12 protein-coding genes are annotated in these 16,002 nt (G+C 53.6%); 4 read left to right on the top strand and 8 right to left on the bottom strand.

The window, feature by feature from the left end; genetic code table 11:
* Nucleotides 1-77 precede the first annotated feature (77 nt).
* Nucleotides 78-947 carry a transcriptional regulator CynR gene (cynR, locus tag BQ6873_RS07280; RefSeq protein WP_076592053.1) on the top strand — a complete coding sequence of 290 codons (870 nt, stop codon included), beginning with the start codon at nt 78-80 and terminating at the stop codon, nt 945-947.
* 104 nt (nt 948-1,051) lie between these two features.
* On the opposite strand, the gene BQ6873_RS07275 is transcribed toward cynR, so the two are convergent.
* The 7 genes from BQ6873_RS07275 to BQ6873_RS07245 all read right to left on the bottom strand — a co-directional run bounded on the left by BQ6873_RS07275 (nt 1,052) and on the right by BQ6873_RS07245 (nt 9,299).
* The gene (locus BQ6873_RS07275; protein ID WP_076592052.1) at nt 1,052-2,134 is read right to left on the bottom strand and encodes a M48 family metallopeptidase; all 1,083 of its coding nucleotides are present in this window, start codon (nt 2,132-2,134) and stop codon (nt 1,052-1,054) included.
* An 18-nt stretch (nt 2,135-2,152) separates the two neighbouring features.
* Complete coding sequence (gene dut, locus BQ6873_RS07270; RefSeq protein WP_076592051.1) at nt 2,153-2,602, bottom strand: dUTP diphosphatase; 450 nt, start codon at nt 2,600-2,602, stop codon at nt 2,153-2,155.
* Between the two features lie 48 nt (nt 2,603-2,650).
* Nucleotides 2,651-3,847, bottom strand: a complete 1,197-nt coding sequence (coaBC, locus tag BQ6873_RS07265; RefSeq protein ID WP_076592050.1) for a bifunctional phosphopantothenoylcysteine decarboxylase/phosphopantothenate--cysteine ligase CoaBC — start codon at nt 3,845-3,847, stop codon at nt 2,651-2,653.
* 65 nt (nt 3,848-3,912) lie between these two features.
* The gene (gene lspA / locus BQ6873_RS07260) at nt 3,913-4,413 is read right to left on the bottom strand and encodes a signal peptidase II (RefSeq protein WP_076592049.1); all 501 of its coding nucleotides are present in this window, start codon (nt 4,411-4,413) and stop codon (nt 3,913-3,915) included.
* Nucleotides 4,414-4,506: 93 nt separating this feature from the next.
* Complete coding sequence (ileS, locus tag BQ6873_RS07255) at nt 4,507-7,383, bottom strand: isoleucine--tRNA ligase (protein ID WP_076592048.1); 2,877 nt, start codon at nt 7,381-7,383, stop codon at nt 4,507-4,509.
* Between the two features lie 58 nt (nt 7,384-7,441).
* A complete protein-coding gene (locus BQ6873_RS07250) occupies nt 7,442-8,419 on the bottom strand; it encodes a bifunctional riboflavin kinase/FAD synthetase (RefSeq protein WP_076592047.1) in 978 nt (325 codons plus the stop codon).
* Nucleotides 8,420-8,573: 154 nt separating this feature from the next.
* Nucleotides 8,574-9,299, bottom strand: coding sequence for a 16S rRNA (uracil(1498)-N(3))-methyltransferase (locus BQ6873_RS07245; RefSeq protein WP_076592046.1), 726 nt, complete (start codon nt 9,297-9,299; stop codon nt 8,574-8,576).
* A 206-nt stretch (nt 9,300-9,505) separates the two neighbouring features.
* Here BQ6873_RS07245 and tkt point away from each other — a divergent pair, with 206 nt between their 5' ends.
* Genes tkt through gap form a run of 3 tightly spaced genes read left to right on the top strand, consistent with a single transcriptional unit; the run spans nt 9,506 to nt 13,089 of the window.
* Nucleotides 9,506-11,500 carry a transketolase gene (tkt, locus tag BQ6873_RS07240; protein ID WP_076592045.1) on the top strand — a complete coding sequence of 665 codons (1,995 nt, stop codon included), beginning with the start codon at nt 9,506-9,508 and terminating at the stop codon, nt 11,498-11,500.
* Nucleotides 11,497-12,039 carry a GNAT family N-acetyltransferase gene (locus BQ6873_RS07235; RefSeq protein WP_076592044.1) on the top strand — a complete coding sequence of 181 codons (543 nt, stop codon included), beginning with the start codon at nt 11,497-11,499 and terminating at the stop codon, nt 12,037-12,039. Before tkt ends, BQ6873_RS07235 begins: the two co-directional genes overlap by 4 nt.
* Nucleotides 12,040-12,078: 39 nt before the next feature.
* Nucleotides 12,079-13,089 (top strand): type I glyceraldehyde-3-phosphate dehydrogenase, encoded by a 1,011-nt coding sequence (gene gap / locus BQ6873_RS07230; RefSeq protein WP_076592043.1) that lies wholly within the window; start codon nt 12,079-12,081, stop codon nt 13,087-13,089.
* Between the two features lie 77 nt (nt 13,090-13,166).
* On the opposite strand, the gene glnE is transcribed toward gap, so the two are convergent.
* A complete protein-coding gene (gene glnE, locus BQ6873_RS07225; RefSeq protein WP_076592042.1) occupies nt 13,167-15,887 on the bottom strand; it encodes a bifunctional [glutamate--ammonia ligase]-adenylyl-L-tyrosine phosphorylase/[glutamate--ammonia-ligase] adenylyltransferase in 2,721 nt (906 codons plus the stop codon).
* Nucleotides 15,888-16,002 lie beyond the last annotated feature (115 nt).

The following is a 16,002-nucleotide window of genomic DNA, read 5'->3' as shown; positions in this document are numbered from 1 at the left end:
ATAACATTGATAGAATCATAGGAAAGCCACCCCTTATTCGATGGTGCAAGGGGCTCAAATTAGGAGCGAATACAGTCATGGAATTGCGACATTTGCGTTACTTTCTTGCGGCTGCACAGTCGCAGAGTTTCACACGAGCGTCGGAGAGTTTGCACATCACGCAGCCGACGCTGTCGCATCAGATCAAGCAGATAGAGGACGAACTCGGCATACAGTTATTCGATCGGGTTGGTCGTGTGGTCAAACTGACGACTGCGGGCGAACTGTTCCAGACTTATGCGAAGCGTGCGCTGCTGGAAGTCGATGCGGGCATGGATGCGCTGAATGAATTGGAAAATCTCAAGCACGGGAGGGTCACGTTTGGCGTGCTGTCTTCATTCGGTACTTTTCACCTGCCGCCTATCCTGGCCGATTTCAACAAGGTTTATCCCGGCATCAAGATTACGGTGTTACGTTTGCGCTCGGGGGAGATAGAAGAGCGTCTGTTGGATGGCGAGTTGCATTTCGGTGTGGCATACGCACCGTCAAGTACAGAACAGATCAATGTCGAACCACTCTTTACCGTGCCGCTTGCACTGGTAGTTGGCGATCGTCATCCACTCGTGGGATGTGCGGGGATTGCGCTGAAAAAATTGAACGAGCACGAACTGATCATGCTGTCGAACGAATACAATTCGCGAAAAATGATCGATGCGATCCTGCTGGCGAATGGCATCACGCCGCGCATCGTGATGGAAATGAATGCGATAGAACCGATACTCGCAACCGTGCGCAATAGCTCACTCGCAACAATTCTTTCGGCCAATCTGGTCGAGGAAATGCCGGGGCTGCATCAGGTTCCACTGACGCCGACGGTCACGCATACCGTCGCTCTCTTTACTCGTCGTAATAGCCACTTATCGGCAGCTGCACGCGCACTGGTGGAAACGATACGGCAGCGCTTTTGACATTGCTGGAATTGGCACTCTGGGATATCAAAATATTGAGGGAGAGACACAATAAAAAAGGAACGCAAAGCGTTCCTTTTTTATTGTTTATACGACTAGCTGAGTTAAGGCATCAAAGGTTTTTTTGCTGCCTGTTTCGCTTTGATTTCCGCTACAGTTTTGTCGATGGCCGATAAACGATAAGCGGTAGCTGGATGTATCGCTGTATAGCTGTTCGATACGCTAGCTGGATATTGATTCGCCAGACGTTGCCAGAAACTGTTTGCACCATCGATGTTGTAGCCGGCGCGTGTCAGCATGTAGAGCGCGAGTCGGTCTGCTGCTGCATCCGATTCCTGTGGCATGGCTTTGACGCCACCAGTGCCGCCCAGCGCGCTGGTATCTGGCGTGATGCGGATCAGATTGTCGATAATGCCGCCCACGGTTGCGCTCATTCTTTGTTGTGCTGGATGGCCGAGTGCATTGTGCGCGAGTTCTTTTGCCAGCACGTAAGCCAGCTCATTATCGTTACGGACAAAATTCAACATGCCGCGTGTGACGAGTACGCGACGACTGTCAGCGTAGGCGTTCACATTATCGGTATTGCCCAACTCGATGCCAAAGCCGCAAGCCAGAGTCAAAGGAACTGTGACGCTTAAATTGTTGCCGCTACGGATCAAGCCGAGCTTGACGGAAGAGCGCGAGCTGACCAAGGGACCGAGTATTGCTGCCGCCTGACGCTCGGCGTTCGGGCCTTGCGGCATAGGTTTGTCTTCTACGCTATTCAGAATGTCGCCACGTTTGATGCCGGCACGTGCTGCGCCGCTGTTGTTCAATACACCTGTGACTTGCAAGCGATCTTCAAAGCCGAGTGATTGTGCTGCATCTACGTAATCTTCAGAAAACGAGTATTTTGTTTTTGCGCTGAAGCCGATCAGATTGCGTGCATTGCCTTTGCACAAGGGTGCATTGCTGACCAGCAGCGGTGCTGCGACACGATACAGACGATCTTGCTGTGTCGTGATATTGCGCAAGGCTTGCTTTTGCGCCGATTCAGTGACGGGCGCAGCAGTGCCAGGGCGAGTAGTCGGTGTATCAAGCGAGACTGTGCTGCAACCAGCCAGCAATAAAGCGAGTGGAAATAAGGCTGCGTTGGCAGGTGATAGACGCTTTACTTGGTTCAATACAGGTTGCCGCAGGTCATGCATAAAAAATTCTCCTAAAATTTAGTGCTTCCCGGTGCTGCCGAAACCGCCGACACCGCGTTCGCTGGTATCGAATTCTTCCACGACATTGAAGCCGACTTGCAGGACCGGGACGATGACCAATTGCGCCAGACGTTCCATCGGATTCAACGTGAATTCCGTTTGACCACGATTCCATGTCGACACCATCAATTGGCCCTGGTAATCGGAGTCGATCAAGCCGACCAAGTTCCCCAAAACGATGCCGTGTTTGTGTCCCATGCCACTGCGCGGCAAAATCATCGCGGCGTAACCTGGATTGGCAATATGGATAGCCAGACCGGTTGGCACCAGATGCGTTTCGCCCGGTTTGATGACGATAGGCGCATCTATGCATGCGCGCAAGTCGAGACCTGCGCTGCCGGTGGTGGCGTATGCAGGCAATTGTTCTTTCATGCGTGGGTCGAGAATTTTTACTTCAATTGTTTTCATGGAAATAGTGTCGAGATAGATTGATCTGAATGCTGTCGTTATGAACGATCAAGCCTTCAGGCGTTGTACGATTTCATTGATGAGTTGGCGCGCGAGTTGTTGCTTGTCAGCCAGTGGTAATGCAGTGTGGCCTTTGTCGTCGAACAGCACCAATTCATTTTGATCCTGGCCGAAAGTTTGATGACCGATGTTGCCGACCAGCAGCGGAATATTCTTTTTCTTGCGCTTGGCTTCACCGTATTCCAGCAGGTTTTCCGATTCTGCAGCAAAGCCGACACAGTAAGGTCGTTTCTTCAAGGCAGCGACAGCGGCGAGGATATCGGTGTTTTGTTCGAAGGCGAGCGATGGTGCTTCGCCTGCAGCATTTTTCTTCAGTTTCTGTGCACTGACATTGGCGACGCGCCAATCAGCTACGGCAGCAACAGCGATGAAGATATCCTGCGCGCTGACACGCGACATCACCACATCGTGCATCTGTTCTGCGGTTTGTACATTGATGCGTTGTACGCCATACGGCGTGGCCAATGCAGTCGGGCCAGAAATCAGCGTCACGTCGGCACCGGCTTCACGTGCAGCACGTGCAATCGCGTATCCCATTTTTCCGGAAGACAGATTGGTGATGCCGCGTACCGGATCGATAGGTTCGAAGGTCGGGCCGGCGGTGATCATCACGCTTTTACCAACCAATAGATTCGGTTGAAATACGGCAATGATTTCTTCCAGCAGTTGTTCCGGTTCCAGCATGCGACCCATGCCGGTTTCGCCGCAAGCTTGCTCACCGGCATCGGGACCGAGTACGGCGATACGATCGGCTTTCAATTGTGCAACGTTGCGTTTGGTCGCCGGGTTTTGCCACATCTCTACATTCATTGCTGGTGCGACCAGCAAAGGCAGAGTATCGGGGCGTGCCACGCATAAAGTGGACAGCAGATCGTCGCATGCACCATGCGCGAGCTTGAAAATGAAATCGGCGGAACAGGGCGCGATCACGATGGCATCGGCATCACGCGTCAGATCGATGTGCGGCATATTGTTGGCCACGCGCGCATCCCACTGATCGGTGACGACAGGATTGCCGGACAAGGCTTGCATTGTTACGGGTGTGATGAAGTGCGTTGCCGCATTCGTCATCACGACTTGCACTGATGCACCAGCCTTGCTCAAGGCGCGTGTCAATTCTGCTGCTTTGTAGCAGGCAACACCACCGGTCAATCCCAGTACGATTTTTTTACCAGCAAGATCCATGAGGACTCCTGAAAGATGTGCGGGCTAGTGTATCAGTTTGAGTGTTGCTGGCTCAATTTCCGAGCTTATTTGCCAACCCGGCGTAATTCGTCATAGATGAACAATACTGCGCCTATGCAAATCGCGCTGTCGGCGACGTTGAAAGCAGGCCAATGCCAGCCTGCTACATGCACATCCAGAAAATCGACGACGTGGCCGTACAAGAAACGGTCGATTACATTGCCGATCGCGCCACCGAGTATCAGTGACAAGGCCCAGCTGAACAGGCGCTGACCGGAATGTTTCTTCAACAGATAAATGATGAAGATCGAGGCAGCAACGCCCACGATGGTGAAGAAGTAACGCTGCCAGCCGGTTTCTGATGCGAGGAAGCTGAAGGCAGCGCCCTTGTTATAGACCAGAACCAGATTGAAGAAGGATGTGACTGCGTGCGATTCGCCATAAGAGAACAGGCGCAGGATAGTGAGCTTGGTAATTTGATCGATCAGCAGCACGATGGTTGCTATACCTAGCCACGGTACGATGCTGCTGGGTGAGGAGTAAGTAGTATGTTTCTTGGTGGCCATCGTTATGGTTGCCTGTTAAATGTCATGAAAATCGCTCCGGTTGCGGCCGGAGCGAGGTGATGCTGGAAAGATGTTGTTTTGCGTAAAACTTGTTTATGCAAAACGACGTGCTTCGCCTTTGCCGAACAGATTGGAGACGCAACGGCCACACAAACCTTCGTGTTCCGCATGCGTGCCTACATCGGCGCGATAGTGCCAGCAGCGTTCGCATTTTTGATACGCGGATGGCGTGACGACGACTGATTCTTCTTCGGCAGTTGCGACTTTGCTGACGCTGGCTTGCGATGTGATCAAGACGAATTTCAAATCATCATCCAGGCTGGCGAGTGCGGCAAACTTGTCGCCGCTGGCTTTCAGATCGACTTCTGCTTGCAGCGAAGAACCAATGCCACCGGCAACGCGTACTTCTTCCAGTTGCTTGGTGACGTCGTTGCGTACTTCGCGCAGCAGCGTGTACTTGGCCAGCAATGCCGCACCATCAGCCACTTCAGGCAATTGATAGAAGGTGTGCGTGAAGATGGTGCCGTCGGTGTTGATGTCAGGGCTGGCGAATACGGTCCATGCTTCTTCCGCAGTAAAGGACAGTATCGGTGCCATCAAGCGCAACAGCGAATGCGTCATGTGCCAGATCGCGCTTTGTGCCGAACGACGTGCATGCGAAGTCACGCCGCTGGTGTACAGACGATCTTTCAGGATGTCGAGGTAGAAGCCGCCGAGATCTTCCGAGCAGTACATCTGCAGTTTCGATACCACCGGATGGAATTCATAGACTTTGTAATGCGCGAGGATCTCGGCTTGCATGGCATTCATCTGCGCGACTGCATAGCGATCGATTTCCAGCATATCGGCGACTGGCACCAAGTCTTTGCTTGCATCGAAATCTGTTGTGTTCGACAGCAGGAAGCGCACGGTATTACGGATACGGCGATAGCTTTCTGTCACGCGCTTGAGGATTTCATCCGAGATTGACAGTTCACCAGAGTAATCGGTAGAGGCGATCCACAGGCGCAGGATGTCGGCACCCAGCGTGTCGGAAATCTTTTGCGGTGCCAGCGTATTGCCGAGCGACTTAGACATTTTCTTGCCTTCGCCATCGACCGTGAAGCCGTGCGTCAGCAATGCCTTGTAAGGTGCGCGACCATTCATCATCGAAGAAGTCAGCAACGAGGAATGGAACCAGCCGCGATGCTGATCCGAACCTTCCAGATACAAGTCAGCCGGGAAAGCCAGTTCTTCCTTGTGCGAACCGCGCAAGACGGTTTGATGTGTACAACCAGAATCGAACCAGACGTCCAGCGTGTCTTTGTTCTTCAGGTACATATCAGCATCAGCGCCGAGCAACTCTTTCGGGTCCAAGGTCAGCCACGCTTCGATGCCTTCTTTCTCGACACGTTGTGCAATTTGCTCCAACAGCTCTGGCGTACGCGGATGCAGGTCACCGGTTTCTTTATGTACAAAGAAAGCCATAGGCACGCCCCATTGGCGTTGACGTGACAGCGTCCAGTCTGGACGATTCGCGATCATGCCGTGCAGGCGCGCCTTGCCCCAACTCGGGAAAAATTCGGTTTCTTCGATTGCCTGCAATGCGGTTTCACGCAAGGTCGTACCCTGGTTCTTAGGCATCACATCCATACCGGCAAACCACTGTGACGTGGCGCGGTAGATGATAGGGGTCTTGTGACGCCAGCAATGCATATAGCTGTGATCGAACATGTGCAGCTTGAACAGCGAGCCGACTTCTTCCAGCTTGGCGCAGATCGGTTTCGATGCTTCCCAGATCGTCATGCCACCGAAGAAGGGCAACCACGATGCGTATTTACCGTCGCCCATGACCGGCGCGATGATTTCGTCGTCGCGCATGCCGTGTGATTTGCAGGAAATAAAATCTTCGATACCGTAGGCCGGTGCCGAGTGCACGATGCCGGTGCCGCTATCGGCTGTAACGTAAGCGCCAGGATAGATAGGCGACAAACGGTTGTAGCCAGGATCGATATCTGCAAACGGATGTTTGAACTTGATCATGGCCAGCGCTTCACCCACGCAAGTTGCGATGACAGTACCTGTCATGCCGTAACGTTGCAGTGTCGCTTCCACCAGATCAGCCGCGAGGATGATGAGGATGGTTTCGCCATTGCGTTCGGTTTGCACCAACGCGTAGGTGAATTCCGGATGGACGTTCAGCGCCTGGTTGGCCGGGATGGTCCACGGTGTTGTGGTCCAGATGATGGCGTAACCTTTATTGGTCGGCAGTGATGCCAGTCCAAACGCTTTCGCTACTTTTTCCGGTTCTGCAAACGGGAAGCCGACGTCGATAGCCGGGTCGCGTTTGTCCTGATATTCGACTTCTGCTTCGGCCAGTGCCGAGCCGCAATCGAAACACCAGTTGACCGGTTTCAGGCCACGATAGACATAACCTTTTTCCAGCAGGCTGCCGAGTGCGCGCAACTCGTCGGCTTCATTGCCGAAGTCCATGGTCTTGTATGGCTTGTCCCACTGGCCAAGTACGCCGAGACGGATGAAATCTTTCTTTTGGCGTTCGACTTGTTCGTTCGCGTAAGCGCGTGCTTTCGACAAGACTTCTGCGGTAGGCAGATTCTTGCCATACAGTTTTTCGATCTGGATTTCGATCGGCATGCCGTGGCAATCCCAGCCCGGGACATAAGGTGCGTCAAAGCCGTCGAACTGGCGCGTTTTGACGATCATGTCTTTCAGGATCTTGTTGACGGCGTGACCCAGATGGATGTCGCCATTCGCATACGGTGGGCCGTCATGCAGGATGAATTTCGGGCGACCTTTCGATGCCTTGCGAATTTTTTCGTAAACCTTTTGATCCTGCCATTGCTTGACCCATTGCGGCTCGCGTTTGGCGAGATCACCGCGCATAGGGAATGGAGTATCGGTCATGTTGACCGGATACTTGCTCTGCGGCTTTGCGGCCGGCTTGCCAGGTTTGTTTTGATTGTCAGACATAATATTTTTTCGAGGGTGGTCGGTGAAACAACGGTCGTGATACTTCAGCGAGCCATCGTCAAATTCGGTCGGTCGCGGAAGTGGCCGCGTCGGTCAATTGCTTGAAATAGGTACGCGCCTGCACCGCATCGCGCGCAATGGCAGCGGTCAGAGTTGGCAAGTCTATGTATTTTTCTTCGTCGCGCAATTTCTTCAAAAATTCCACGCGTATCAGACGACCGTAGCATTGTTGCGAGTAGTCGAACAAATGCGTTTCCAGCAGCACGCGGCCGCTGTCGTCCACCGTCGGGCGCACGCCTATGCTGGCGACGCCCGGTAAAGGTTGTTCGTCCAGACCATGCACTTGCACTATATATATGCCGGACAGAGCGGGGTGCTTGTGTGCGACGCGTACATTCAAGGTCGGGAAGCCGATAGTGCGTCCCAGTTTCTTGCCATGGATGACATGGCCGGACATCGCATACGGATGGCCGAGCAATTCTTCGGCGCGAGCAAAGTCGCCATGCAGCAAAGCTTCGCGCACTGCCGATGAGGAGATGCGGGTGCCGCTGCTGGTGACCGTAGGTTGTGACTCCACGTGGAAACCGTATTGCTTGCCGGCTTCGATCAGGGTCGCGACATTGCCGGCGCGTTTGGCACCGTAGCAAAAGTCATCGCCGACGATCAGCCATTTGACGTGCAAGCCTTGCACCAGGATTTTTTCGACGAATTCCTGCGGCGAGAGTGAAGCGAAGTGCGCATTGAAATGTTCGACGATGACACGATCAACACCGGCTTTGGCCAATGATTGTAATTTGTCGCGCAAGCTGGCAATGCGGGTCGGCGCTTTCGATGGGTCACCGGCACGCGCGGCAAAGAATTCACGCGGGTGTGGTTCGAACGTCATCACCGCCGATTCCAGCTCCATTTTCGACGCGACTTCGCGCAAGCGTGCCAGCAGGGCCTGATGGCCACGATGCACACCGTCGAAATTGCCGATCGCCAGCGCGCACGGCGCACGGGAAGCAGCATTGGGAAGTCCGCGAAATACCTTCATGGAATGAGTAAGAGAAACTGTCGCAAAACCTTGAATTATAAATGCTTTCGACCAGTTTCCCTGCGACTAAGATCGCTGAATGGACTGTGGAAAGCAGATTTTGTTATCAAGATGGCTTGATGGAGGCGGATGTCAGAGCTGCAATACGTTCTTGTTACATCGCGCCCCAAATCGCATTGAGCGCTGCCAATGCTGATAATCCGGCCGTTTCCGTGCGCAAGACGCGCGGTCCCATCGACAGCATCAAGGCCCCCTGTGCTATCGCCAGATCCTCTTCCTTGTCGGTAAAGCCGCCTTCTGGACCTATCATCAGCGCGACCGATTGCGGCGGATGATGGCGTGCCCAGTCAGACAGTGATTGCTCGGCACGCGGGCTGAGCATGATGCGTACGTGTAAATCCTTTTGCTGTACCCATTGATTGAAATCGACCGGTTCGGCTAGCGCGGTCAGACGATTGCGTCCGCTTTGCTCGGATGCGGCGACGATTACACCTTGCCAATGCTGCATCTTTTTAGCGGCACGTTCTGCCGACAGGCGCACCACGCAACGCTGCGAAGCCAGCGGTTGTATCGAGTGCACGCCCAGTTCAACCGCTTTTTCTATGATCCAGTCCATCTTGGATGCTTCCGGCAAGGCTTGCGCTACCGTGACGGCGTAAGGCAACTCCACTTCGCGCGGAGTGAAAAGCTTGATTTCTGCGGTGGCACGTTTTTTTTCTATAGTGGCGATAGTGGCGGTGTATTCGCCGCCTTCGCCATTAAACAGGGTGATGTTGTCGCCCGCGCTTAAGCGCACGACCTGAATGTGGTGTGCAACATGGTCGGGCAAGGCGACGACTGCGCCGATGGCAAACGGCTGTGGGCAATAAAAACGAGGCATCTGTGGTCCGTTGCTTGTCTATTCGACATGGTTTCGCGGCAAATTAAGGTGCTGCGTATATTAATTAAAAGGAATCGCTGGAATTCGATTTTAGTCTGATGGCGCCACTCTGGTAAAATATGCGGCTTCGCAGCAAAGAGTTTTTTTGTTTGCATGCATGCAGCATTTGATTCTATTCCATTCGACTCGCCATCTACACAAATCACATGACTTCAACGCTCCCGACTACCAAAATGGCCAACGCAATCCGTGCGCTGGCAATGGATGCAGTACAAAAGGCCAATTCCGGTCACCCCGGTATGCCTATGGGGATGGCAGATATTGCCGTCGCTTTGTGGACAAATCACTATTCGCACAATCCAGCCAATCCAAAATGGGTCAACCGTGATCGCTTTGTATTGTCGAACGGACATGGCTCGATGTTGCATTACGCACTGTTGCATTTGACCGGTTACGACTTGTCGATGGATGAGTTGCGCAATTTCCGTCAAATGCATTCCAAGACACCAGGTCATCCGGAAGTTGATATCACACCAGGTATCGAAACCACGACCGGCCCGCTCGGACAAGGTTTGACCAATGCAGTCGGTATGGCATTGGCAGAAAAACTGCTCGCGGCTGAATTCAATCGCCCAGGCTTTGAAGTCGTCAATCACCACACTTATGTTTTCCTCGGCGACGGTTGCCTGATGGAAGGCATTTCGCATGAAGCATGTTCGCTGGCCGGCACTTTGCGCCTGCCTAAGCTGATCGCCTTGTACGACGATAACGGTATCTCGATCGACGGCCACGTTGAAGGCTGGTTCACCGACGACACACCTAAGCGTTTTGAATCCTATGGCTGGAACGTCATTCGCGCAGTGGACGGTCATGACGTCAGCGCAGTTGATGCGGCGATCAAGCAAGCCAAAGCGTCCGACAAGCCAACTCTGATCTGCTGCCGTACCGTCATCGGCAAAGGTTCGCCGAACATGGAAGGCACGCACAATGTGCACGGCGCTGCTTTGGGCGACAAGGAAATCGCAGCTACCCGTGAAGCGATGGGCTGGACTTATGCACCTTTCGATGTTCCTGCTGATGTGTATGCCGCATGGGATGCGAAGGAAAAAGGCAAGGCGCTGGAATCCAACTGGGATGCATTGCTGAAATCGTATGGCGAAAAATTCCCGCAAGAAGCAGCTGAATTGGCACGCCGCATGGCAGGCGAATTGCCGGGCGATCTGAACAAGGCAGTTGAAGCCTACATCGCTACCTGCGTAGAGAAAAAAGAAACCATCGCAACTCGCAAAGCGAGCCAAAATGCGATCCAGGCACTGGCACCAGTATTGCCGGAATTCCTCGGCGGCTCGGCTGATTTGACCGGTTCCAACCTGACCAACTGGAAAGAATGCGTAGCTGTGCGTGCAGATCAAGCCGGTAACCACATCAACTACGGTGTGCGTGAATTCGGCATGAGCGCGATCATGAATGGTATCGCCCTGCACGGCGGCTACATCCCGTTCGGCGCGACCTTCCTGACCTTCTCTGATTACAGCCGTAATGCCTTGCGCATGGCGGCATTGATGAAGCTGCGTTCGATCTTCGTGTTCACACATGATTCGATTGGTTTGGGTGAAGATGGTCCGACCCATCAATCGATAGAACATGTTTCCAGCCTGCGCCTGATTCCTAATCTGGATAACTGGCGTCCATGCGACACGGTGGAATCTGCTGTGGCGTGGGAACAAGCGGTTAAACGCAAAGACGGTCCAACCACACTGATTTTCTCGCGTCAGAACTTGCCGTTCCAGGAACGCACAGCAGAACAAATCGCCAACATCAAACGCGGCGGCTATGTTTTGCGTGATGCTGAAAACGTTAAAGCAATCCTGATCGCGACCGGTTCCGAAATCGAACTGGCAACTAAAGCAGCCGATGAATTGGCCAAGCATGGTGTCGCAGTGCGTATCGTCTCGATGCCATCGACCGATGTCTACGATCGTCAAGATGCAGCTTACAAAGCCAGCGTCCTGACCAAAGGCATGCCACGCGTGGCCATCGAAGCCGGCGTGACCAGCTTCTGGTACAAATATGTAGGCCTCGAAGGCGGCGTGATCGGTATTGATACCTTTGGCGAATCGGCTCCGGCTGGCGTGTTGTTCAAGCACTTCGGCTTCACCGTCGAGAACGTCATCGCTGCTGTTAAAAAGACGCTAGCGTGACCGAAATCACTTTCCGCCGCGCGACAGCCAACGATGCCGAGGCGATCGCCGCCTTGCGTGTAGATAGCTGGCGCACGACGTATCGCGGTGTGATGCCAGATGCTTATCTAGACAGCATGCGTGCAGAGGAAAGCGCGGCCATGTGGTCGCAGGTATTGCTGGCTGACTTGCCGACGATTTCGATTTTCGTGGCTGAAGCTGGTTCTGAATTAGTCGGTTTTGCTGCAGGCATGTTGTTGATGCCGGAGAAGTTTGAGTTGAATGCTGAATTGACGGCTATTTATCTTAAGCCGATTGCACAGCGTGGCGGTGTAGGTCGTCGCTTGCTGGCCTTGATTGCAGATGCATTGCAAAAACAAGGTGCGACCGGTTTGCTGGTGTGGGTGATTGCCGGTAATCAGGTTGCGCGTCAGTTCTATGAGCAACTTGGCGCAGAACTTTTGATCGAACAGCCGTTCACATGGGACGGCCTGGATTTGATGGAAACCGGTTACGGCTGGCGTGATCTGGCTGCATTGCAGCAGGCATGCGCTGAATAATTTTTTATACTTGATGTTGAATTTTTTCTGGAGAAAAAGATGACCATCCGCGTCGCAATTAACGGCTACGGCCGCATCGGCCGCAACATCCTTCGTGCACATTACGAAGGCGGCAAAAAGAATGACATTCAAATCGTTGCCATCAACGATCTGGGCAACGCTCAATCGAATGCGCATTTGACTCGTTACGACACGACGCATGGCAAATTCCCAGGCACCGTTGAAGTTGACGGCGATTACATGATCGTCAATGGCGACAAGATTCGCGTCTTCGCACAACGTGATCCAGCGCAAATCGGCTGGGGTGAGTTGAATGTAGACGTCGTGCTGGAATGCACAGGCTTCTTCACCACCAAGGAAAAAGCATCGGCTCACTTGAAGGGCGGTGCCAAGAAAGTCATCATCTCCGCACCAGGCGGCAAAGATGTAGACGCGACCATCGTGTTCGGCGTCAATCACGGCGTGTTGAAATCGACTGACACCGTGATCTCGAACGCATCGTGCACCACCAACTGTCTGGCACCACTGGTTAAACCATTGAACGACACCATCGGTCTGGTTAACGGTTTGATGACAACAGTCCACGCTTACACCAACGATCAAGTATTGACCGACGTGATGCATGAAGACTTGCGTCGTGCGCGTTCGGCTACACAATCGATGATCCCGACAAAAACCGGCGCTGCTGCTGCAGTTGGTCTGGTCTTGCCGGAACTGAATGGCCGTCTGGATGGTTATTCGATCCGTGTTCCAACGATCAACGTTTCCATCGTCGATCTGTCCTTCATCGCAGCACGCGATACGACCGTTGAAGAAGTCAACGCGATCATGAAGGCAGCAACAGAAGGTGCGTTGAAAGGTATCTTGACCTATCAAACCGAACCACTGGTTTCGGTCGACTTCAACCACAACCCAGCATCGAGCAATTTCGATGCGACCTTGACCAAGGTTTCGGGTCGTTTGGTAAAAGTCTCGTCGTGGTACGACAACGAGTGGGGCTTCTCCAACCGTATGCTGGACACGACAGTTGCATTGATGTCGGCCAAGTAATTACTTGTAGGCTTCATGAAAAACGCCCCGGATCCGGGGCGTTTTTTTATGGGCTTTGCAAAGTAACAGGCATCTATTTACGCGAATATGGCATCCCATAAAGCAGTCACTGCGGCAATTTCTTTAGCAACACGTTCCTGATCAACGCGCGCGCGCTCCGCACCTTGCAAGCGAACCTGATGCTGTAACTTGCGGAAGACACGATAAGCATCGGCAACTTTGCCTGCCAACGTTGTATCGATCAAGCCCAATTCTCCGCACAATTTCAACAGCGCAATATTTCCGATATCGCCAGTCAAACCCGCATGTTGTGCCGAGTCGCGCAATACCAAAAATTGAACCATGAATTCGATATCGATCATGCCGCCATCGTCGTGCTTGAGGTCGAACAGGTCAGTGCGATTTGGATGCGCATCATGCAGCTTCTTGCGCATTTCCAGTACGTCTTTTTTCAACTTCGCCGGATCGCGTGTTTGCCGCAAAACATTGATGCGTATCGCTTCGAAACGCGCGCCGATGTCACTATCGCCGGCGCAGAAGCGTGCTCTGGTCAACGCTTGATGCTCCCATGGCCATGCCGAGTTGGTTTGATATTTCTCGAAGGAAGAAACGGTCGAGACCAGCAAGCCGCTGGCACCGTCCGGCCGCAAGGCAATATCCACGTCGAATAAAATCCCTGCCGGCGTGTGCGCAGTCATCCATGTGATGAAGCGCTGCGCCAGTTTGGCGTACAGGGCGGGTGCATCTTGATCGTCGTCATCGTAGAGGAAAATCACGTCGAGATCGGACGCATAACCTAATTCCTTACCGCCGAGCTTGCCGTAGGCAATGACAGAGAATTTAGGTTCTTCGCGATGCCGGTTGGGCAGCATTTTCCAGATCGCGTGTATGGTCTCCGCAACCAGACGATCAGCGAGTTCGGTTAAATGATCTGCCAGACGTTCTACACTCAGATCACCAACCAGATCCTGTGCCAGCAGACGTATCAATTGTGCGTGATGCATCTCACGCAGGACATCCATTTGCCGCTCGGTATCGCCCGGCGTTTCATCCAGTCTGGCGCGGCAGTCGTGTGCGAATGCATTCCAGTCCGGTGCGGCTTTCAAGGTTCTGTCATCCAGCAGTTCATCGAGCAGGATGGGATGACGCGTTAAATACTGCGCGGCCCAATCGCTGGCGGCAATCATGCGTATGACGCGTTCCAGTGCATGCGGATATTCTGTCAGCAGCGCAAGATAGGCGGCACGGCGTGCGATTGCTTCAAAGAAATTCAGCAGACGATTCAAGGCAACGGAGCGAGTTTCCGTGACTTTCGCAATGATGGGCAGGGATGCATTGACCAGTGCGACCAGTTTGTTGCGGCTGGCTTCCGGCAGCGATTGCAGGCGTGGCGAGTGCCAGGTTGCCAACAGACGTTTGGCGCCATCTGCGGCGTGGTCGAAGGACAGGCTGGTCAGATAGGTTTCGATTGCTTCCGCGTTATCGGAGTCACTTAATACCGCGCTCAGTTCTGCATCGACGTTTTCATCGTTGGCGTTATCGCTGGTCTTGTCGCTGAAGATTTCATCGAATTGCGTGGCGACCAGTGTGCGTTGTTCTTCCAGTGCCGCCAACAGCGACGCGACATCGTTGTAACCCATCATCTGCGCCACGATCAGGCGATCTGCCTCATTCGCCGGAAGGGTATGGGTTTGTGCATCGTCCAGATATTGCAGTCGATGTTCCAGATTGCGCAGGAAGGTGTAGGCGTGCAGCAATTGCTCGACTACTTCAGGCTTGAATAACTGTTTTTCCGCCAAGGTGTGCAGGGTACGACGCGTCGAGCGATCGCGCAGAGCGGCATCGCGGCCACCTCGGATCAACTGGAATACCTGCGCCAGGAATTCGATTTCGCGTATGCCGCCGCGTCCCAGTTTGACGTTGTTGCTGCGATCCGGGTGACGGGCTTCCTGCCGTGTGACTTCGGCGCGGATTTGCGCATGCATATTGCGGATGGCATCGATGGAGCCGTAATCCAGATAACGACGGTAGACAAAGGGGCGGACGATTTTGTCCAGCGCTTCGATATCGGCAGGGTTGCCGGTCAGCGCGCGTGCCTTGACCCAAGCATAGCGCTCCCATTCGCGGCCTTGCACGATCAGGTATTCCTCGACCATATTGAAGCTGGCCGCCAGTGGGCCGGATGCGCCGTTGGGACGCAAAGCCATGTCGACGCGGAAGGTGAAGCCGTCTTCGGTAATCTCCGACAGGGCGGCTATCAGCTTCTTGCCGAGGCGCGTGAAGAATTCATGATTGGATAATTGGCGCTGTTCTGGCGTAGTAACGACAGTTTCGCCATCTTCCGGGTAGACAAAAATAAGGTCGATATCGGAGGAGACATTCAGCTCGCCGCCGCCCAGTTTGCCCATGCCGAGCACGATCATTTCCTGCGGGGCGCCTGATTCCGCGCCTATAGGCGTGCCGTGGATGGCGATCTGCTCAGCCATGACTGCCGCCAGATGCGTCTGCACGGCGAAGTCGCCAAAGGCGGTCATGGTATCGACCACTTCAGCTAGATCGGCCTGGCCGCTGAGGTCGCGCCGGATCAGGGTGGCGATCACCAAATTACGTAATCGCCGCATCGCCGCCGGCAAGGGAACACCGCTATCTGTTTCGTTTTGTAAAATCCGAGCGAAAACGTCAGGGTTCAGGGATAATTTGGCAACTTCGGCTACCTTTTGTGTGCGGGTATCATCCGCGTTAATCCATCGGGTATAGAACCGGGATGCAGCAACTTGGGTCAAAGGTATGTTCGTCACGGGCTTGGAGAGAGTATCCTAGGGGTTCTTGATGATTGCGGTGTAAGTCCGCGCTGTTGTCGGCTCTTGTCAGTTTATTGCTTGCCGGCTGTTTTATTCTACGCGAAGTCGACTT

The sequence above is a fragment of the Herminiimonas arsenitoxidans genome, from assembly GCF_900130075.1.
GTDB lineage: Bacteria > Pseudomonadota > Gammaproteobacteria > Burkholderiales > Burkholderiaceae_D > Oxalicibacterium > Oxalicibacterium arsenitoxidans.
Note: the sequence above shows the minus strand (reverse complement) of the source record. Positions and strands in the feature narration are given on the sequence as shown.